Origin of the sequence: Neptunomonas qingdaonensis, from assembly GCF_900113275.1 — a bacterium.
Taxonomy (GTDB): Bacteria; Pseudomonadota; Gammaproteobacteria; order Pseudomonadales; family Balneatricaceae; genus Neptunomonas; species Neptunomonas qingdaonensis.
Genome location: NZ_FOOU01000009.1, coordinates 1 through 19,219 on the forward strand (window position 1 = coordinate 1; position 19,219 = coordinate 19,219).

At 45.7% G+C, this 19,219-nt stretch carries 19 protein-coding genes and 1 pseudogene; 11 read left to right on the forward strand and 9 right to left on the reverse strand.

Features of this window, described 5'->3' with window-relative positions; translation table 11 throughout:
• Together BM099_RS12945 and BM099_RS12950 are read left to right on the forward strand one after the other, a co-directional pair.
• A pseudogene (locus BM099_RS12945) lies at positions 1 to 250 on the forward strand (4-hydroxyphenylpyruvate dioxygenase); the annotation flags it as partial.
• Between the two features lie 818 nt (positions 251 to 1,068).
• Entirely contained in the window at positions 1,069 to 1,575 is a 507-nt protein-coding gene (locus BM099_RS12950; protein WP_090728554.1) for a hypothetical protein, read from the forward strand.
• 123 nt (positions 1,576 to 1,698) lie between these two features.
• Here BM099_RS12950 and BM099_RS20930 read toward each other — a convergent pair whose 3' ends face one another.
• From BM099_RS20930 to BM099_RS12965, 4 genes are all read right to left on the reverse strand, one after another.
• Positions 1,699 to 1,815, reverse strand: coding sequence for a di-heme oxidoredictase family protein (locus BM099_RS20930; protein ID WP_177201176.1), 117 nt, complete (start codon positions 1,813 to 1,815; stop codon positions 1,699 to 1,701).
• A 247-nt stretch (positions 1,816 to 2,062) separates the two neighbouring features.
• Entirely contained in the window at positions 2,063 to 2,677 is a 615-nt protein-coding gene (locus BM099_RS12955) for a carbonic anhydrase (RefSeq protein ID WP_090728555.1), read from the reverse strand.
• Positions 2,678 to 2,704: 27 nt separating this feature from the next.
• Positions 2,705 to 3,589, reverse strand: coding sequence for a DMT family transporter (locus BM099_RS12960; RefSeq protein ID WP_090728556.1), 885 nt, complete (start codon positions 3,587 to 3,589; stop codon positions 2,705 to 2,707).
• 54 nt (positions 3,590 to 3,643) lie between these two features.
• Positions 3,644 to 6,559, reverse strand: coding sequence for an insulinase family protein (locus BM099_RS12965; RefSeq protein WP_090728557.1), 2,916 nt, complete (start codon positions 6,557 to 6,559; stop codon positions 3,644 to 3,646).
• A 376-nt stretch (positions 6,560 to 6,935) separates the two neighbouring features.
• Here BM099_RS12965 and BM099_RS12970 point away from each other — a divergent pair, with 376 nt between their 5' ends.
• Positions 6,936 to 7,514 (forward strand): phasin family protein, encoded by a 579-nt coding sequence (locus BM099_RS12970; RefSeq protein ID WP_090728703.1) that lies wholly within the window; start codon positions 6,936 to 6,938, stop codon positions 7,512 to 7,514.
• Positions 7,515 to 7,668: 154 nt separating this feature from the next.
• Here BM099_RS12970 and yccX read toward each other — a convergent pair whose 3' ends face one another.
• Together yccX and BM099_RS12980 are read right to left on the reverse strand one after the other, a co-directional pair.
• Entirely contained in the window at positions 7,669 to 7,959 is a 291-nt protein-coding gene (gene yccX / locus BM099_RS12975; protein ID WP_090728558.1) for an acylphosphatase, read from the reverse strand.
• Positions 7,960 to 8,038: 79 nt separating this feature from the next.
• A complete protein-coding gene (locus tag BM099_RS12980; protein WP_090728559.1) occupies positions 8,039 to 9,265 on the reverse strand; it encodes a YihY family inner membrane protein in 1,227 nt (408 codons plus the stop codon).
• A gap of 149 nt (positions 9,266 to 9,414) precedes the next feature.
• Between BM099_RS12980 and arsC the strand changes: the two genes are divergently transcribed.
• The 8 genes from arsC to phaC all read left to right on the forward strand — a co-directional run bounded on the left by arsC (position 9,415) and on the right by phaC (position 16,922).
• Positions 9,415 to 9,765 (forward strand): arsenate reductase (glutaredoxin), encoded by a 351-nt coding sequence (gene arsC, locus BM099_RS12985; RefSeq protein ID WP_090728560.1) that lies wholly within the window; start codon positions 9,415 to 9,417, stop codon positions 9,763 to 9,765.
• Complete coding sequence (gene wrbA, locus BM099_RS12990) at positions 9,766 to 10,362, forward strand: NAD(P)H:quinone oxidoreductase (protein ID WP_090728561.1); 597 nt, start codon at positions 9,766 to 9,768, stop codon at positions 10,360 to 10,362.
• A 53-nt stretch (positions 10,363 to 10,415) separates the two neighbouring features.
• Positions 10,416 to 10,811 (forward strand): DUF2069 domain-containing protein, encoded by a 396-nt coding sequence (locus tag BM099_RS12995; protein WP_090728562.1) that lies wholly within the window; start codon positions 10,416 to 10,418, stop codon positions 10,809 to 10,811.
• Positions 10,812 to 10,813: 2 nt separating this feature from the next.
• On the forward strand, positions 10,814 to 12,538 hold the full coding sequence (locus BM099_RS13000) for a SufS family cysteine desulfurase (RefSeq protein WP_090728563.1): 1,725 nt from the start codon (positions 10,814 to 10,816) through the stop codon (positions 12,536 to 12,538).
• A gap of 182 nt (positions 12,539 to 12,720) precedes the next feature.
• Positions 12,721 to 13,644, forward strand: a complete 924-nt coding sequence (locus tag BM099_RS13005) for a LysR family transcriptional regulator (RefSeq protein ID WP_090728564.1) — start codon at positions 12,721 to 12,723, stop codon at positions 13,642 to 13,644.
• Positions 13,645 to 13,913: 269 nt separating this feature from the next.
• Positions 13,914 to 14,780, forward strand: coding sequence for a LysR family transcriptional regulator (locus BM099_RS13010; protein WP_090728565.1), 867 nt, complete (start codon positions 13,914 to 13,916; stop codon positions 14,778 to 14,780).
• A gap of 92 nt (positions 14,781 to 14,872) precedes the next feature.
• Positions 14,873 to 15,865: a poly(R)-hydroxyalkanoic acid synthase subunit PhaE gene (locus tag BM099_RS13015; protein ID WP_090728566.1), complete on the forward strand. Its 993-nt coding sequence runs from the start codon at positions 14,873 to 14,875 to the stop codon at positions 15,863 to 15,865.
• Positions 15,852 to 16,922, forward strand: coding sequence for a class III poly(R)-hydroxyalkanoic acid synthase subunit PhaC (gene phaC / locus BM099_RS13020; RefSeq protein ID WP_090728567.1), 1,071 nt, complete (start codon positions 15,852 to 15,854; stop codon positions 16,920 to 16,922). Before BM099_RS13015 ends, phaC begins: the two co-directional genes overlap by 14 nt.
• 114 nt (positions 16,923 to 17,036) lie before the next feature.
• On the opposite strand, the gene phaR is transcribed toward phaC, so the two are convergent.
• The 3 genes from phaR to BM099_RS13035 all read right to left on the reverse strand — a co-directional run bounded on the left by phaR (position 17,037) and on the right by BM099_RS13035 (position 19,124).
• On the reverse strand, positions 17,037 to 17,552 hold the full coding sequence (gene phaR / locus BM099_RS13025) for a polyhydroxyalkanoate synthesis repressor PhaR (RefSeq protein WP_090728568.1): 516 nt from the start codon (positions 17,550 to 17,552) through the stop codon (positions 17,037 to 17,039).
• 47 nt (positions 17,553 to 17,599) lie between these two features.
• Complete coding sequence (locus tag BM099_RS13030; protein ID WP_090728569.1) at positions 17,600 to 17,854, reverse strand: DUF6489 family protein; 255 nt, start codon at positions 17,852 to 17,854, stop codon at positions 17,600 to 17,602.
• A gap of 76 nt (positions 17,855 to 17,930) precedes the next feature.
• A complete protein-coding gene (locus BM099_RS13035; protein WP_232349114.1) occupies positions 17,931 to 19,124 on the reverse strand; it encodes an MFS transporter in 1,194 nt (397 codons plus the stop codon).
• Positions 19,125 to 19,219 lie beyond the last annotated feature (95 nt).

Below are 19,219 nucleotides of genomic sequence, written 5' to 3' on the forward strand. Positions count from 1 at the left end.
TCGCTTACCTAACCATGGTGAGCCTGTTGAAGAACTTCAAACACGTGGCATATTAATGGATGGCACCATTGAAGATGGCCCTCGATTACTGCTTCAAATATTCTCTGAAACCCAGTTGGGTCCGGTATTCTTTGAATTTATTCAGCGCAAAGGCGATGACGGTTTTGGTGAAGGTAACTTTAAAGCATTATTCGAATCTATTGAACGTGACCAAATTAATCGTGGTGTGTTGAATACTGGAAAAAAATGAGAAAAGGGGGGCGTCTGAGCCACCCAATCCAACTAAATGGTTTTCATCATGTAGCTTATCGCTGCAAAGATGCTAAAGAGACTGTTGAGTGTTTAAACAGCACATCGGATTTCGGGGAAAGTTTACTTAACCCAGCCTACTTTAAGGGATTAAGTTAACTGTTCCCAGAATCCCTCCCAATAATTGCACGAATTACGGGACAGTTTACTTAATTCAATCTGCGAATTACGGGACAGTTTACTTAATTCAACCTGGCTTAGGACTAGCTACGTGCGGACTTTACATACGAATCGCACATAGCGTTTTACTAAGAGTGATGTAGCTTGATCCAAGTATCGCACCCAGATGTTTAAATAGGTATTGGATAATGTCTGATTAATACCGGACGTTTAAAGTAGCTATAACAAATACAGCGTCTGATACGTGCTCAACTACTGAATGCGCAAAACACCTGAATAAAAAATACTATTACCGTTGTGATGGTGGTGACTGCCCTATACAAGCAAACACTTGGTATTCTATTCTTGGTAGCTGCACTTCTGGCGGACAGTCGTACCTTTCTTCATGCAAAGTATACTTTGGCTCAGTTGACGCATGCAGTTAATTTCCTCTAAACAGACTGTTATGTGTTTAAACAGCACACCGGATTTCGGGGACAGTTTACTTAACCCAGCCTACTTTAAGGAATTAAGTAAACTGTCCCCGTAATTATCATACCTTTGTCGAATATAGTTTATCGCACCAGCGCTGAGGAATTGAGTAAACTGTCCCCGGAATTCCTGCCCGGAATTACCAATTCTATTTAAGGAAGAATATTGATGAAGTTAAAATCCACCGTATTATCTTTATTGGCAGTCACAGCCATTGCACACGCTCAAACATCGTATGCTGAGGCTTGCTACGATGTCAGCGGTTCTATTAAAACCAAGAATATCTCCCCTACTGCTCAAGTTGGAGAAATAGATTTAACCTTGCAAAATGACTCTGGGGTGTTTTTTAGTGAAAGTGGATCCTTAGACGGTAAGGTGACTAGCAGCTCTGCAGAACTTGGAACAACTATTTTGGATCACAAAGTTAAATTCCCAAAAGGCAACCACTTCAAAACGAAGGGTGATTTGGCGAAAATAACCGGAATATCAGGGGCTGAACAAGATGGCACGCCTTGTGCGTTTTTTGTTAGTGAAGCAATAAGTGACATTCCCAAGGGAACTAGAATGTTTAAAAATGTTACCAGTGTCAACGTTACCGCAAACGGGGTTCTGAATAATTGTTCTTACCTCAATGAAAACGTTTTGACGCTCTCAGGGCAAATTTGCTTAAAGTAACGTACTAGCACTTGGCCTCAACTAGAACTGCTGTTGAAAGGTTCATCTAAATGATGAAGCTCTGTATAGTTCAGTTCGGGGCTTCTATCCCTTTGTTCAGTTTCCTGCTGGGCTGTAAGCTATTTAACAATTCCAGTAAGACACATTTTTTCTGCGACTGAAAAATATTTTTGACGTCGCTGCTTTTCCGCCGTGCCACAAAATAACTTCGTTAATTGTTCTTGATCTACCGTTGTGCAAGATGAGTAATCAGTCGATCCTATTTATTTCTATTCATTAAACAGTCACCACAAAACATTCGTCATCCTATCTGACCAGACTCTTCTAGCCGAGACTTCCAGCTTAAGTTTAAGCTACTACATATTAGTCATATTTTTTCTGACTAATGGCGGCGGACTTTTGACTAACTTGTAAGCGCCTGACTTGTAAGCGCCTGACTTGCAGGCGCTTAGCCAGGCTACCCTGCTAGAATTATTGAATTTTTATTTTACTCAAAAAACGTGACTTCGCCCGTTTCCAGCGAATATTTGGCACCGATGATTTTTAAATCACCTTTCATCACCAGTTGCTCAAGGATCTGTGATCCGTGTCTGAGATGATTGGTGGCGGCTAGCATATTGGCATGGATGCAGGCGGTTAACAGTTTATCCGGATCCTGATGCACCCCTGACTCAAACAGGGGTTGTATGCTGGGCCTGATGCGATTGACGATGGACATTACATTGGATGACGATGTGGCCTGCGACGGATTTTTTAGCTCATTCAGCGTTGCGGTCACTGCGCCACATTTTGAGTGGCCAAGCACAACAACTAATGGGGTGCCGAATTGTTCGGCAGCAAATTCAACGCTACCCACTTGAGAGGGCGCAACTATATTACCGGCGACCCGGATAACAAACAGATCGCCCAGCCCCTGATCAAAGATAATTTCTGCGGGGACTCTGGAATCTGAGCATCCCAGCACGATAGCGAACGGTTCCTGCCCTCCGACAAAACCTGCCCGGTTAGTTGATTTTATGTCAGTCTCGAGGCTGCGCACGCCTGACATAAAACGCTGATTGCCTGCTTTCAATCTTGCGAGTGCTTCATTTGCTGTAATCATGGTGCCCTGCTTATAAACATTGCTAAATTAATTTTTTATGGCTTTGGCTGGTGGTTTTTTCAGCATCGCCATTAATCCTGCCAGTGTTATTAACATCATGCCCAGCCAGGTGTTCCAACCGAGGCTTTCTTCCCAGATCCACCAGCCAAACAGTGCCGCAAACACAACCGAGCCATAAGTAAACGGCCCTAACTGCCCTGCGGGTGCGTAACTGTAGCCTTTACTGAGCAACAATTGCGCTACCGTAGAGGTGGATGCCAATAGTATTAACCACCCGTATTGAATGGTCGTTGGCGTTTGCCACACCAGCAAAGCGGGAATAGCTGATAATGTAGCACTGAAAAAGGCGAAGTAAAATACGATTCTTTGCGGACTTTCTGTACCCACCATGCGGCGGATAGTGACTTTTGCCAGTGCGCCTAGCATGGCACCTAACACAGCGATGATGACAACAAAGTTGAGACTGCCTTCATGCGGGTTAAGAACAAAGTAGACGCCTATAAAGCCAACCAGTATTGCCAGTTTAGCGCGTCCGCTGATACTTTCGCCCAGCCAATAAAGCGCGATTAACGGCATAAAAAACGGCGCAGTTTGTTTAAGCAATGCCGCCTGCGCCAGCGGGAGGTGTCCCCATGAATAGAACAAACAGCTCATGGCGGTTACGCCAACGGCAGCACGCATAATATGAAAGCGTAACAGCTGTGTGCGGATCGCTTTACTGCCATTTCTGAGCAGCCAGGGTATGAGTAACATCAGCCCAAACAGGTTGCGCATAAAAACGATAATTTCGGTGGGTAATTCACCGCTGATCTGCTTAATGACCATCCCTGAAAAAACCAGAAACAGTTCAGCCAGCAGGATCAGTAAGGCGCCTTTATAGATGGCGTTATCTGTAGCGGTGGAGTTCGTCATAACGACAAGAGCACCCTTGCGGGTGCTCCAATGGCCTTTTGCTGATGGGATGGCTTACAGCGCGATCACTTCAAACTGATCGGCCAGGCTTTTGGCTTTTTCGACACTGGTGACTGCCGCAATACTCGCCAATTCAGGCTTAAGGTACTGCGCGGCAACACGTTTCAGATCTTTCAGGCTGACCTTGAGAATCTGCTGACGGAATGCACGGCGCTGTTCTGCCGTACGACCAAACAAGGCGCTGTGATATGCCCCTTTCGCTTCGCCTGCGGGTGAGCCGGGTTTATCGATAGAGCTGACGACACCGAGTATCGCTTCTTCCAGCTTGGCTGCATCGTGTTCATTATCCAGCAACCAGTTTATCGATGCGTCAAAATCCTCCAGCGTTTCCGTTAAGCGCGGATCACGGTAGGAGAAGAAACGGAATACCGCTTCGCCGCTATCCTGCCCTGCTCCCGAACCATAAGCGCCGCCTTTTTCACGGATGGCGCGATGCAGGTAACCATTTCGCAGAAAATCTCCCAGAATGGTCAGCGGTGCCGCATCAGCATGATCTACCGGTACCGTTGGGTAGGCTTTTGCACAGAAGCTGACTTGTGTGCTGGTAGTCCAAAGCTGCTTAACCGTTTCACGGGTTGCTTTCAGTTTCAGGCGTGAAACGCTGGCCACTGGTGCTGTCTGCCATTGATTCTTCAACGACGTAATGAGCTGATCCTTCTGCTCTGGCTCAGCCACTAAGAGGAAGCGACGTGGTGCCTGTTTGATTTTCTCATGCATCGCCACCAGCTTGGCTGAGAGCGCCTGCAAGGCAGCGGCATCATCCAGCTGCTTATCCAGCGTTTTAACAAAACGGATGCTTTCCAGCCCGCGGGATTGTTGATCAACCCATGCTGCAGGACTGAGACGCGCCGCCGCTGCCATGATCGCCAGACTATGACCCTGGCCGGTGATGCTCTGTTCTTTACGGCTACGTTGTTGTGAAACAATTTCACGTAGACGTGTAGTTTCGTCAAAACGTGCATCGTTGAGTGTTTCATATAGTAGGTGCGTTAGCGCCTCCTGATTATGTAACAATGCTTTACCAGAGATAACAAAGTAACCACTGACGTTTTGTTCATCATCAGTTGCACCTCGCATGGTAGAGAAGGCATGGACGCCACCGGATACCTGCACATGATACTGCTGGTTTTCCTGATAAGAACGTTCGCCACATCCCAGCTCTGTCAGACAGTGACTGAACAGCGGCATAATCTGTAGTTCTTCTTCACTCAACTCAGGAAGGTCGACAATTACCTGCTGATAAACAAGGCCGTTGGTGCCCTGCCCATACCAATCCAGTGACTGCCCTGCCAATACCTGCTGCTCACTTACCGGAACATGCATCTCGACGGGTACATCCTGCAGGGTGACTTTAGGTAGGATTGATTCATCATCCTGTTGCGTCTGACGTGCTTCCAGCGCCGCTGCCTGATCTATCACAAACTGTTTTTGCTCGTCTGACATAGCCGCTTTTATGGTGGCCAGCTTGGCTTTTTCGTCACGCTCTTTACGTTCTGTCATTTTATTATCAGGACGTAAGGTTAGGCGTACACGATGGGTGTTTTCAATCAGTAGTTCGCGAATCATCGAAGGAATAAAGTCGGTATCCTTAATCAACTCGTGCAGCTCTTCCAAGACAGGGTCAAGATTCAAGAGTGCAATGGGATCACCACGATGAACCGCGGATGATACCGATGCCATGATCAGATTAAGACCATAAGGATAGCCATCACCGCTAATCTCGCGCTGACCTAATTCCAGCTGATGCAACTGCGCTTCAACCATGGATTGGGGTACGCCCTCTTCTGCAACGCGTTGCAATGTATCGATGACCAGCTTTTCAAACGCCGCAGCGCTTTCCGGCTCACTGCCTTCAAGACCGCACATGAAAGACATCTGGCGATTGGAATCTTCCAAACCACATAAAGGCGAAGGCGCGCTACCCAGCTCGGAAGACTCCAGTGCATAACGCAATGGCGATGCACTGTTATCCAGTAATACGCGTGATAACAGATGGGCTTTGAGCTGTTCTTTCAGGTCAATTGAATTCCCCAGCAACCAGGACATTACATGATGGGTTTTGCCAGAAATATCTTCTTCGTCCAATGCGTATGCTTCTTCTACGCTTAACGGCGCAAACAGACGCTTTTCATCGGTCACAGCAATATTAATATCCAGCTTTTCAAACGTATTGAGCGCCTGATCTTGCATACGGCTTTGTAACTCTTCAGCCGGGATGTTACCAAACGTCATAAAGACGGCGTTACTTGGGTGGTAATGCGTACGATAAAAAGCCAGCAACTCGTCATAGGACAGATCAGTAATGCTGTCTGGATCACCACCGCTGTTGTAATGATAAGTAACCGTCGGGAACAGGTACTTAGTCGCTGTTTGCCATAAAGTAGAAACAGGTGAGCTCATGGCTCCTTTCATTTCATTAAGAACCACACCTTTATACACCAGCGCGGATTCTGCGTTGTCTGCTTCTTCAAACTCGACACGATGACCTTCCTGAGCAAAGTCGAGCGGATCCAGGCGGGAAAAGAAAGTTGCATCCAGATACACATCCAGCAGATTGAAAAAATCTTTACGGTTCTGGCTGGCAAAAGGATATGCCGTCCAGTCTGAGCTGGTGAATGCATTCATAAAGGTATTTAAAGAACGGCGGGTCATCATGAAGAACGGATCACGAACCGGATAGTGTTCACTGCCACACAAGGCAGTATGCTCGAGGATATGAGCCACTCCTTTTGAGTCCATGGGCACTGTTCTGAACGCTACCAGAAACACATTTTCATCTTGGTCTGCTGCGATGTGATAATGCATCGCACCAGTCACTTTATGCTTGTACTCTTCTACACAGACATTAAGCGACTCTATTTTTTCAGAACGGATAAAGTCAAAACTGGGATGACCATTTGCTGCTGGCATATAAATTTACTTTCCTTATTTCATCAATCTGTAACAGGCTCTCAGCACACTATTGTGCGTTGCGTAAGTGAATTGTAACGGCAAAAGGTGGCTTTGCGTATCAGATTTAGGCCAAGTGCACCTGCAAAATAGATTTTTTCTTATTTAAGATATGAAAATATATTGATAACAATCAAATCAATTTTTTTTAAGATATGCTCAAATAGCTTGATTAAACTTCATAAATACAAACAATTACCTCTTTTTGATTGCACCTATAAAATATTTTATTGCGCTGCACAAAAAGGATTGACAAGCGAAAAATCAATCTCTATTATTAGCCCATATGTTGCATCGCAACAAAAAAGAAAAACTGCTGCTTACCGAGGATTTTAAAATGTACGAAGATATGATGAAAGATGTTCATACTAAAATGAAGCCTGTAACTGATATGGCTGAAATCAATAAAACTACTGCTGAAAAACTTATATCTCTGCAGACTGAATACGTTACTGACCTGTTCAATTCTGGTCTGGCTCAGATGAAAGCATTGAGCGAAGTTAAAGAGCCTAAAGCAGCTATCGAACTTCAGGTTAAATACTTCAAAGACTTAGAAGCTAAGCTGACTAACGTTGCTGAAAAAGAGATCGCTACTCTGACTTCTGCTAAAGAGCAGTTGACTGAGCTGGTAGAGAAAGGCGTTTCTGAAATGTCTGACGTTCCAGCAATGGCTGATGTAACTAAATTCATGCAGACAGCTCAGGAAAAAATGACTGAACTGACTGAAACTCCAGTTGTGGCTGAAATGACTAAGTTCATGCAGACTGCTCAGGAACAGATGACTGAAGCTGCTAAAGCTTTCACTCCAGAAGTTGTTGCTCCTAAAGCTGCTCCAGCTCCTGCTGCTCCTAAAGCTGCTCCTGCTGCTGCCGCTCCTAAAGCTGCTCCTAAAGCTGCTGCACGCAAAGCAAACTAAGAAATATAATCAGGAGGTTTTCGCCTCCTGATCATCTAAAAAGCCGCTTCTATAGCGGCTTTTTTGTGTCTGCTTTCCTGCTCTATAACGCTTGTTCCTTAGTCTTGATAACTCCCGTTTGTCACACTTGTTTACTCATTATCTCTTGCAAAGATCACAGCGTAAGATCAGGCCTGATAACAAAGTCGTTGTAGGACTCATCAAGTTCAACTGTTTCAGAAACTACATCAACAACATTGGCGAGTTCCGGGCCTAGTTGCAACCAGGCTTCAACCTGTCTAACCGCATTACTTTCACCACACAGCATCACCTGCACACGCCCATCAGACACGTTGCGGGCCCACCCGGTTAAACCTTGAGATAATGCCTGATCAACCGTAGACTGGCGAAACCATACGCCTTGCACATGCCCGCTGACAAAAGCACTGATACAAATTTTTGCCACAGCTACCTCCCTCTCTTTAAACATTTTGGTTGAACGTTGATTATACTTTATGCATAGAACGTATATTGGCAAAACGTACTTACACTTTACCTGCATCGTCAAAGAGCTGCTCAAGCGTAATGCTGAGCTCCTTATTTTGAAGATTTTTTACTTCCAACAGATGTTGATCCAGATTTTTTTGCCAGCTCGTCTCGCTGCCTGTTGGTTCCAACGGGTCCGGGATTGGCCAGGGCAGGCGCCGACACAACTCATTCAAGGTGAAAGCCCCTAACCCTCTGGATAGCAAAAACTCGCCCTGATCGGTTCGTCGAATAATATCTTCCTGCAACAGCATTTGTGAATATTCATCCCAGCGCGACTGCTCCAGGCCAACCACCTGTTGTAACAGCTGGTCATCTGATAGCGCCTGCCCTGTTTGCTGCCCCTGCCATAAGCGATGCAAAATACCCACAATAGTATGCAGATGTGATTTCTCATAGACTCTGCCCTGAGATTGATACACCGTCAGTGCGCGGGTCAGTTCGCAGCCCATCAGAATAATAAACCAGGAGATAAAAATCCAAAATAAAAACAACGGAATAGCAGCAAAAGCACCATAAATAAGCTCGTAAGACGGGAACTGGGTCGCATAAAAAGCGAAGCCTCGTTTTGCGCTTTCAAATAAAATGGCCACCACAACCGCACCAATAAACGCATTTTTTAACGGCACTTTACAATTAGGTACCGCTGCATAGAGGAGTGTAAAAGCAGCCGTTGACATAACAATCGGTAATACCGTCAGTAATCGTGCCTTTCCTACCAGATTTGTCGCGTCAGATATAAAAGACAATGAGGCGATGTAAGACGATACTAATATTCCAAGTCCTATTAAAATAGGACCCAGACTCAACACTGCCCAATAAAGCAGAAAACTGGACATGCCTTTTCGCTGATCAGACACGCGCCATATTCTGTTAAAGGCCACTTCGATATTGCGCATCATCATGATGGAGGTCACCGCTAAAAAAGCAACACCGACCGCTGTCAGCTTTTGTGCCTGACTGGTAAAATCTTTCAGGTAGTTCTGAATCTCTTCACCCGTCGTTGGAACGAAATTTGAAAAAACCCATCCCTGCACCTGCTCTCCAACACCCTGAAAATCAGGTATCGCTGCCAGCATCGCAAAGGACACCGTCATCAACGGAACGACAGCAAACAATGTTGTGTAGGTTAATGCCGAGGCATTGATCACTCCACCATTGTCTAAAAACTGATTAAATAAATAACGTAAAAAACGTATGGCCGGAACATCCAATAACCCACTCATCAAGCAATTCCTTACAGTAAACTTTAATGTGAACCTTTTTTTGTGTGAACCTTTTTAATCTGAACCTTTGTTGCGACTTCCGAGACGTATACAATAACGACTTCTTCAGTTTAATGGCTGTTTTATAACAGTTTGCACGGGAAATCATTATGAGCCAAGTGACAATCTACCATAATCCACGTTGTTCAAAATCGCGCCAGACATTAGCGCTGCTAAAAGAACAGGGTATCGAACCCGATATACGTGAGTATTTGAAGGATGCACCTTCCGCTGCTGAGTTAACACAGGTACTGGATTCACTCGGCCTTTCTGCCCGGGCACTGCTGCGAAAAAATGAAGCTGAATACAAAGAAAACAACCTGAGCAACCCTGAATTAACCGATGAGCAAATAATCACGGTGATGGCGGCTAACCCGAAGCTCATCGAACGCCCTATCGTTTTGAAGGATGGTCAAGCCCGTATCGGACGCCCGCCAGAATCCGTTTTGGAAATCTTATAAGTGTCATCACCTTATGTCTTAGTGCTTTATTACAGCACACATGGCGCGACTCGTCAGATGGCTCAGCAGATTGCCCGCGGTATTGAACAAGCAGGCGTGGAAGCTCGCTTACGTACCGTGCCAGCGATATCAACAGTCTGCGAATCAACCGCTGCCGATATTCCTGATCAGGGCGCGCTGTATTGCAGCGAGGATGATCTAAGCCAGTGCGCGGGCCTGGCGCTGGGAAGCCCCACCCGCTTTGGTAATATGGCGGCCGCTTTAAAATACTTCATTGACTCTACCAGTGGCATCTGGATGTCTGGTGGGTTAATCGGCAAGCCAGCAACCGTTTTCAGCTCTACTTCCAGCCTCCATGGAGGCCAGGAAACGACGCTGATCAGTATGATGCTGCCGTTGTTGCATCATGGCATGGTGATCAGCGGCATCCCTTACAGTGAAACTACGCTACTGACAACGCAATCGGGTGGCACCCCTTACGGCGCAACTCACGTGGCAGGACGCGACAACAAACGTGCCCTGGATAAAGATGAAATTTCCCTGTGCACGTCACAAGGTAAGCATTTGGCGCTGCTCAGCAAAAAACTTTCTGCTTAATATTTCTTCTTAACATTTGTTCTTAATATTAGTAAAACGACACAGGATAACAGATGGAAGCATTACGTAAAAAAGCCCGCATCACACGCGTGATAACCATTGCCAGTTACATTGGCCTGATGCTGCTGTTTACGCTCTGGTATATGGTGATACACCCTCTTGAGGTAGGAAAGCCCTGGGTTATATGGGCGCTGCATGTATTACCATTAGCGTGCTTTATTCCAGCACTTAAATCAGGCAACCCGCGAAGCCATGCCTGGCTCTGCTTTGTTTTACTGCTGTATTTTATTGAGGCGGTGTTAGCCACAACAACCAGTGTTGAGACACGTATATTTGGCGCAATCTACACACTACTTACCGCGACTTTATTTACTGCTGCGATGATGTACGCCCGCTGGGGTGGCCGGTTTGCTAAGGCATCTCAGCAAGCAGAGAAAACATCCGACTAAATATGTCTGATTTCAAAACGTTTGACGCCAATAAAGCGCGCCGCGACTTCCCGATTCTTTCAAGTAAGATCAATGGGCAAGCATTGATCTATCTTGATAATGCAGCAACTACGCAAAAGCCTCGCTGTGTTATTGATGCGCTTTCACGCTTTTATAAACTCAGTAACAGCAATGTACATCGTGGCTCTCATACTCTTTCCAACCGTGCTACCAGCGATTTTGAAGCGGCACGTGAAACTGTTGCCGGGTTTATCAATGCTGCGTATTCCCAAGAGATAATCTGGACACGCGGCGCCACTGAAGCGATCAATCTGATTGCACATGCTTTTGCTGATACTCAACTACGTGCCGGTGACACTGTGTTGGTGTCTGTGATGGAGCATCATGCCAATATCGTTCCCTGGCAACAGATAGCCATCAAAAACAAAGCACAGGTCATCCCTATTCCGCTAACACCGGAGGGCCGCTTAGATCTGATTGCCTATCAACAACTGCTCAATCAGTTCCAGCCAAAAATAGTCGCGATTACGCATGTCTCTAACGCGTTGGGGGTTATCAACCCTGTGGTCGACATAACCCGGATGGCCAAGAGCGTGGGAGCAACCGTTGTGATTGATGGCGCACAGGCGATTGCTCATGAGGTCGTTGATGTCCAACAAATAGGCTGTGATTTTTATCTCTTTTCTGGCCACAAATGCTACGGGCCGACAGGCATTGGCGTGTTGTGGGGACGCAAAGCATTACTAGAGGAGATGCCACCATGGCAATGCGGAGGCGAGATGATTGAGCGAGTCAGTTTTGCAGGCACAACATTTAATACACTGCCTTTTAAATTTGAAGCAGGCACGCCCCCGATTGCTGATGCTATCGCTTTTGCTGAAGCGCTTCGCTACCTGAACAGCTGGGATCGTAAAGCTATCGCTAAGCACGAACAGGCCCTGCGCCAACAGGCCGTTGCCCTCTGCCAGAAAATTGAAGGCGTCACGGTCTTGGCCGCCGCCCCTGATAATGTCGGTATCCTCTCATTTATTGTTGACGGCGTTCACCCTCAGGATTTAGCTACCTTACTGGATCAGTCAGGCATTGCTATACGCAGCGGCCATCATTGCACCATGCCATTAATGGAATACCTGGGTTGCAGTGGTACGATACGCGCTTCATTTGCCTTATATAACACAGCAGCCGAGGTTGAACTTTTTGCTGGCGTATTGAAGCAATACATCTCGCAGTTGCGCAACACAGCTCTACCCTTTGCAGCCTCAGGCGCAGACCTACTCAGTGCAGACCTACTCACAGACTCAGGCAATACAGATATCATCTACTGTGATTCTGCCGATCAGCAGCAACTGATCGATGCTCTTTCTTCTACTGCTGACTGGCAGGCACGTTTTGCACTGCTGTTGAGTTTAGGTAACCGTTTACCGGCTCTGGCCAAAACCTATAGAAGCGAAGAAAACAGAGTCAGCGGCTGCGAATCCAACGTATGGCTTATTGCTACACAGCAAGCCGATCTTTCGTGGAAGTTTGCAATCGATTCGGATGCGCGCTTAATGCGTGGGATCAGCTATCTGATTCTCAGCGCTATTCAACATCAGCACAGCGCAAGCCTAAAGACACTGAATATAGATCAGCTGCTGCAATCATGTGACCTTAGCCATTATTTGAGCCCGTCACGTACCAACGGCGTGCAAGCCATTGTAGAACGGGTTAAATACCTGACTGAATAGACAAACTCGCGCTGTGCTTGATATTTATTCAACAATAACAGAAGATTATGTTTATTCCTGCAGGTTGGCAGCCAAAAGAAGCATAATAATATTACGCTCCCCTGCGCACTATTTTTCGGACTTAGCTACTCTTCTCAGCTTTTTTCAACTTTCTTAATTATCCTCAACTAAGCGACGACACTATGAATCTTAATGACGTAAGCCTTTTTATTCGCATCGTTGAAACAGGTAGCTTTACCTCTGCAGCAGAAAGCCTGGGGATACAAAAATCTACTATCAGCCGTCGTATCGCGCAACTTGAAGATGATTTAGGTGTTCGTTTATTGCAAAGAACAACACGTAAACTCAAGCTTACCGACGACGGGGAGGAGCTGTTTGCCCGCTGCCAACCGCTTATTAATGAACTGGATACAGCAAAAGATTACCTCTCTTCTACGCAGATAAACCCACGCGGGCGCTTAAAGATTACGATGCCATCCGATCTTGGCGTATTTATGATGAACGAGGTCGTGGGGACCTTCATGAAGCGCTACCCTCTGATTATGCTTGAGGTTGAATTGAGCACCCGGCTGATTGACCTGATTGAAGAAGGGGTTGATCTGGCAATTCGGGTTGGCGAGCTGGCTGACTCCAGTTTAATCGCACGCCGCGTTGCGACGGTGTCGCGAGGACTATACGCCTCGCCTGCTTATCTTAAACAGCACGGAACACCGAAAACGCCTGATGACCTGCAAAATCATGAATGCTATGGCGTTCTTAAAGCCGTTGACCTATGGGAGTTTGATAACTGGGATGAAGCCGTTGAGGTCAAAGGAAAACTCAAAGCTAACAGCATCAGCTTCATTCGCGAAATATTATTACAGGATATGGGCATTGCCAGAATGCCTAAAGTCTTTTGTCGGGACAGTGTACAACAAGGTAAACTGGTAGAAATTCTCGAAAGCTATGTATCATCACCAATAGAAGTTAATGCCCTGTACCCCAGCCGTCGCCACCTGAACCCCAAAGTACGCCTCTTTATTGACCATATGATGGAGATGATAGGTGACCATCCCTGGGTCACTGAGCAGATGATAGTGCCTGTAGCTGGCCCTAAAAAATATTAGCGTCTAACACAGACCTGGCACGCTGATAACTCAGAGATATCCATCTTATTAACCCCTATGTATACAAGTATCATTGCTATCGGTGCAAGCTCCGGCAGCAGGCATGCAGACAGAACAAATTGGCCACTATAACGGTGCTTTGATTAAAGCATCCGTGTGCTGGACCCGGCATAATCAGCAATCTGCGCGCGCCTATCCTGTTTTATCGCTATACTGACAACCAGTTTTCGTCAGCGACGTTTTTTGAGTGGTATGGTTAACAGGACGCTATGGATACCAATACATTATCTGCCTTTATTGCGGTCGCAGAAAGCCACTCTTTCTCGCTGGCCGCCGAACAGCTTTTCATAACGCAATCGGCTGTCAGTAAACGTATCGCTCTGCTTGAAGAGCAGCTCAGCCAGAAACTCTTTGACAGAATAGGACGAAAAGTTACGCTGACCGAAGCAGGCCGAGAGTTGCTCCCCCGTGCTAAAACGATCATAAGCGCCATTAAAGATGCAGGTCGCGCCATGGGTAACCTTTCAGGAATAGTCAAAGGCCCACTATCGCTCGCCGCCAGCCACCATATCAGTTTGCATCGCTTACCTCCGGTACTGCGCCGCTTCACGAAAGAACATCCGGATGTACAACTGAATTTACGTTTTGATGAATCTGAAATTGCTTATAACGGCGTTTTGCACGGTGATTTGGAATTAGCCCTGATTACTTTGGCGCCCCAGCCTGATCCAGCCATTTATTCACAATCCATCTGGATTGATCAGCTGCAGTATGTGGTCTCACGAGATCATGCGCTGGCCGATAAAAAACATGTCAGCTTAGAGGAGTTAACCAATTATGCAGCGATCCTGCCGGGAGCATCCACCTTTACCCAACAGATTGTAACCGAACAGTTTCGCAGAAAGGCGCTTGATCTAAATGTAGGAATTTCAACGAATTACCTTGATACGATACGAATGATGGTTAGTATTGGCTTGGGTTGGAGCCTGTTACCTGAGACAATGATCGATTCAACGCTGACCGTCATTGAAACGGGTTCAGCGCCAATTCAGCGTCACTTAGGTTATATACACCATCGGGATAGAACGCTGTCTAATGCAGCAAGCAAATTGGTTGAAATGTTATCTTATTCATAGCGCTTATACATAGTTTCTATCCATAGTGCCTATTCATAATGCACACTAACTCCATTAAACTCTTTTTTTTAAGTACGATTTGAGGTAAGTGCGTGTCCGCTGATACAAATGAACCGATGCAGGCGCTACTTCAACAGCAGCAAGCACTTTTCAAACAATGGATTGATGAGCAAACCTCACGCGCTGAGCCAGCGGAAAAAATATCGCCTGATACATCTCGCGATATGGCACGGGTCGCTGCAATTTTATCTTCTCAAACCACTGACTTTTTACAGTTCGGCAATAACATTCTTACTCAGTTGGAAACTAACCCTACAAAAAGCAGCCTTGAAGAACCCTTAACTCAGTTTCGGGATTTTGTTCAGCAGCAAAGCGGTGAAGCACTGCTCACTCAATGGCAACTACCCGAAAATGTAGCCGCGTTATTTCGTACCCACAGTTTTCAGGATGACATTCTTTTTGAGAACCCCTACACCAGCGGGCTGAAAAGTTTACTTAATTTCCCCTCCGTTGGCGCTACCCATGAATTTCAGCAAAATACTCGCGATGGTATTAAGTACCTGCTGGAATACCAGGATGCAATGAGTGAATATATTGAGCAATACAGTCAGATTAATCTACAAGCAACCAAAGCCCTGATGCAAGACCTGACCGAAGGCTCTGATGTCATTGAAACACTGGGGCAATTACATGACCTCTGGGTCAATTGCTATGAGCGTACTTATGCTGATTGTCTTTACACCGAAACATATCAGAAAAGCCATGGAAGAGTTTCCAATGCGGTCATGCGATTACGCAAATATGCGCAGGATATGCGTGACATCCAGTTTGAAGCGCTAGGCCTGGCCACACGTAAAGGGCTGGATACCGCCTTGCAACGCCAGCACACACTGCGCAAAGAGATGCGAAAAATAAACAAAACCCTGTCCTCACAAGATACGCCTCTGGTTGCGGATCGCGTTGAAGAGTTAACCACTATTATTCATCAACTATCAGCAGATATGACCCAGTTACAGCAAGAGCTTGCAGAACTTAAGTCACAGACTGTCTTAACTACGGGGGTCATAAACGATGAAAAATCTTAAACTGGACCCCAATAAAATCGAAGAAGAACTGATCGCGTTTGATGAAAAACTTCAACGCAGTTATGAGACGCTTAAAGCGATTTCTCAGATTGATGTAGCGCAGTCAAAAGGGATAGAAATATTTTCACAGGACAAACTGAAACTTCTCTTTTTTGGCGGCAATAAGCACATTAGTAAACGCTGTCGCACACCGCTTCTCATTACCTATGCGTTAGTTAACCGCTGGTATATGATCGACCTCGAGCCGGAGAAATCACTACTAAAGGCGCTGAACGATCTGGGGCTTGATGTCTATGTCATAGATTGGGGCTATCCAGACCAGGCCGATCGTTTTCTCGATCTTGATGACTACATCAATGAGTACATGAACAACTGTGTAGAGCATGTTTGTATGCACTCAGAAGCAACCCAGGTTAACTTATTAGGTATCTGCCAAGGTGGCACACTGAGTCTTTGCTACACAGCGATTTATCCTGAGAAAGTCAGAAACCTGATCACCATGGTGACGCCTGTAGATTTTCAAACAGAAACTAACCTGCTAAGTCTGCTGGCACGCTCTGTTGATGTCGATCTGGCAGTTTCAACCTACGGAAATATTCCGGGTGAAATGCTCAATGATTCTTATAATTCACTCATGCCGATGCGGCTGGGCATTCAGAAAAACCTGGGCATGCCTAAGCAGTTGAATACAACTGAAAGTGCCTTGAGTTTCTTGCGTATGGAAAAGTGGATCTATGACAGCCCGGATCAGGCCGGAGAAGCATTTCGACAATTTATCAAATGGTTTTTCCAGGAAAACCTTTTAATAAAAGGTCAAATTACTATTGGTGATTATCCGGTCAGACTGTCCGCTATCACACAGCCAGTACTGAATATTTTCGGCGCTTATGATCACCTTGTTCCCCCTGATGCATCCCTTGCGCTAGGCGATCATGTCGGCAGTCAGGATTATCAGACGTTGGAAATAAAAGCGGGACATATCGGGGTATTTGTCAGCGGAAAATCACAGGCGATAGTACCCGCGAACATTAACGATTGGTTATTGCGAAGAGATTAAGAAAGACTAGAAGCAGTACGCCTTTCTTAATCCCGGGACTCTCAATTAGGCCCTATCGATAAGGCTCTGTAAATTAAGAGTCTGTAAATAAGCCCTGTAAATAATTCTGTTGGCTTATTTGACAGGCTTTTCAGGTGCTTTAGTAGGCTTTTTAGCCTCCGGCGCATCCTTAGGGGTGGGCTCTGAATCGTTTTCAGCTTTGCCGTCAGCAGGCGGTTTAAACATATTCCACACCGCCATATTACGATCAGCAAGGCTGTTCATCATCGTCAGCGGGTTGGCAACCCCCATCATTGTTTGCATCTGTTCTTTAATGCGATCCTGATGTTCCAGAAACGAAGCGATACTCTGCTCCAGATACTGACTCATCATTCCCTGCATACTATCACCATAAAAACGAATCAATTGCTGTAAAACCTGATTTGTCAGTAGCGTTCCATGCCCCTCACCTTCTTGCTCACTAATAATTTGAAGAAGGATATTTCGAGTCAGATCATTACCTGTTTTCGAATCGAGTACTTGAAATGCTTCGCTGTTTAAAACCAGTTCTTTGACATCTTCAAGCGTGACATAGCAACTGCGTGAAGTATCATAAAGGCGTCGATTGGTATACTTTCGAAGAATTCGCAACGTGTTCTCTCTCTCTTTACTACAGCATCATTATCGATGAGTGATGATTAGCTTTTTTTACTATCGGATTTTACAGAGCCCTGCATCATATTAAGTATTAGCTTTTGCAATGATTCCATCGAGCCAACACTATTGGTGATGTAAGGTTTAAGCAGCGTCATTGGATCATAACCCTCTGCCCCTGCATCCATTTGCTCCCTGACTTTTTTGATCATTTCATCCTGAAGTGATGCAACATCCGGAAGCCCCATAACCTGACGCAACTCACTTGGCGTCATCTCAACATCTACTTTAAAATTCATGTCATAACCCTTTGTTATGCCGCAGAATACAAGACTCTTGTTAACTATATAGCGATACCTACTGCAGTGCAAAATATTAGGAGCTATTTTGCTGCACTTTTTCCGGATGAATCCATACATATGCCAACACGATAGCCACAACAGAAACGAAGACTGCAATAGCAAATGTCACCTGAGCACCATGAGTATCCCATAATAACCCTGCAACAATGGCACCTGCCGCACCGCCGGCTCCAAACCCCACACTGGAAAACAGAGCCTGCCCTCGTCCCTTCATATCCTCGGGGAAGTATTGGTGCACCAAGGATATTCCAACCGCATGCAGACTTGCAAATGTTGCCGCATGCAGCAGCTGAGCGACAATAACCAAGAAGATATTTTCAGGCCAAAAGCCTAGCAGACTCCATCGAATCACACATAAAACCAGACTACTGATCATAATCAATCGCAACCCGAACCGGCTGATCAGCGTATGCATAACAATAAACACCAGCACCTCAGCCACGACACCTAACGACCACAGCATGCCTATTTCGCTCCGACTGTAATTCAGTTCCTGCATCATCAAACTAAAAAAGGTGTAATACGGGCCATGAGAGAACTGAATCAACATGGTTATCACAAAAAAAGCGATAACCTGTGGTTTTTTTATAACCTCTGTAAAACGCAGTGTTGACGAACGCTCTACTTTCGCGGGCAAATTTGCAGCAGGGATGAGCAGTGAGTTAATCCAGATAAGAATCATCAGAATGAGAAGGATAGTGGGTATCCAGGCAACAGAAATACTATCTAAAGCACTGCCTAATAAAAGTACGGAAAGAATAAAGCCAATGGATCCCCAAAGCCTTATACGACTGTATTTAGTCGACGCCTCACCCAGATAATTTAAGGTCACTACTTCAAACTGCGGCAGCACTGCATTCCAGAAAAAACTGTAACCCAGCATAACCAGGCCGATCCCAAGCGCATTTTCCTGCCAGAACATTGCGATAAAAACAATCCAGGTTAACAAAGCTCCCAAACGGATGATTCGTAACCTTTGCCCGGTTTTATCTGCAATCCATCCCCATAATGCCGGCGCAAATATCCTGGAAATATGCAGTGTCGCCATCAGCAAGCCAATGCTTTTGGCATCAAACGCTAATGATTTAAGATATAAAGACCAATAAGGAACCATTGCACCCAATAGTGCAAAATAAAAAAAATAGAAACCTGAAAGACGGATATACGGCAATGCAATTAACCGGTAGCTGAATCGACATTGAGCCAAAATAGCGTCAATGCAATGATGATAAATTAAAGCAGAATAAGAATGAAGGGAAGTAGTACGTTGGCTGATGCAGAAGATCAGCCAACGCAGATTTG

Bases quoted from the DNA above. Each gene is read 5' to 3' on its own strand.
- BM099_RS12950 (WP_090728554.1), top strand. From the start codon at position 1,069: ATGAAGTTAAAATCCACCGTATTATCTTTATTGGCAGTCACAGCCATT.
- BM099_RS12955 (WP_090728555.1), bottom strand. From the start codon at position 2,677: ATGATTACAGCAAATGAAGCACTCGCAAGATTGAAAGCAGGCAATCAG.
- BM099_RS12960 (WP_090728556.1), bottom strand. From the start codon at position 3,589: ATGACGAACTCCACCGCTACAGATAACGCCATCTATAAAGGCGCCTTA.
- BM099_RS12965 (WP_090728557.1), bottom strand. From the start codon at position 6,559: ATGCCAGCAGCAAATGGTCATCCCAGTTTTGACTTTATCCGTTCTGAA.
- BM099_RS12970 (WP_090728703.1), top strand. From the start codon at position 6,936: ATGTACGAAGATATGATGAAAGATGTTCATACTAAAATGAAGCCTGTA.
- BM099_RS12980 (WP_090728559.1), bottom strand. From the start codon at position 9,265: ATGAGTGGGTTATTGGATGTTCCGGCCATACGTTTTTTACGTTATTTA.
- arsC (WP_090728560.1), top strand. From the start codon at position 9,415: ATGAGCCAAGTGACAATCTACCATAATCCACGTTGTTCAAAATCGCGC.
- BM099_RS12995 (WP_090728562.1), top strand. From the start codon at position 10,416: ATGGAAGCATTACGTAAAAAAGCCCGCATCACACGCGTGATAACCATT.
- BM099_RS13000 (WP_090728563.1), top strand. From the start codon at position 10,814: ATGTCTGATTTCAAAACGTTTGACGCCAATAAAGCGCGCCGCGACTTC.
- BM099_RS13005 (WP_090728564.1), top strand. From the start codon at position 12,721: ATGAATCTTAATGACGTAAGCCTTTTTATTCGCATCGTTGAAACAGGT.
- BM099_RS13010 (WP_090728565.1), top strand. From the start codon at position 13,914: ATGGATACCAATACATTATCTGCCTTTATTGCGGTCGCAGAAAGCCAC.
- phaC (WP_090728567.1), top strand. From the start codon at position 15,852: ATGAAAAATCTTAAACTGGACCCCAATAAAATCGAAGAAGAACTGATC.
- BM099_RS13030 (WP_090728569.1), bottom strand. From the start codon at position 17,854: ATGAATTTTAAAGTAGATGTTGAGATGACGCCAAGTGAGTTGCGTCAG.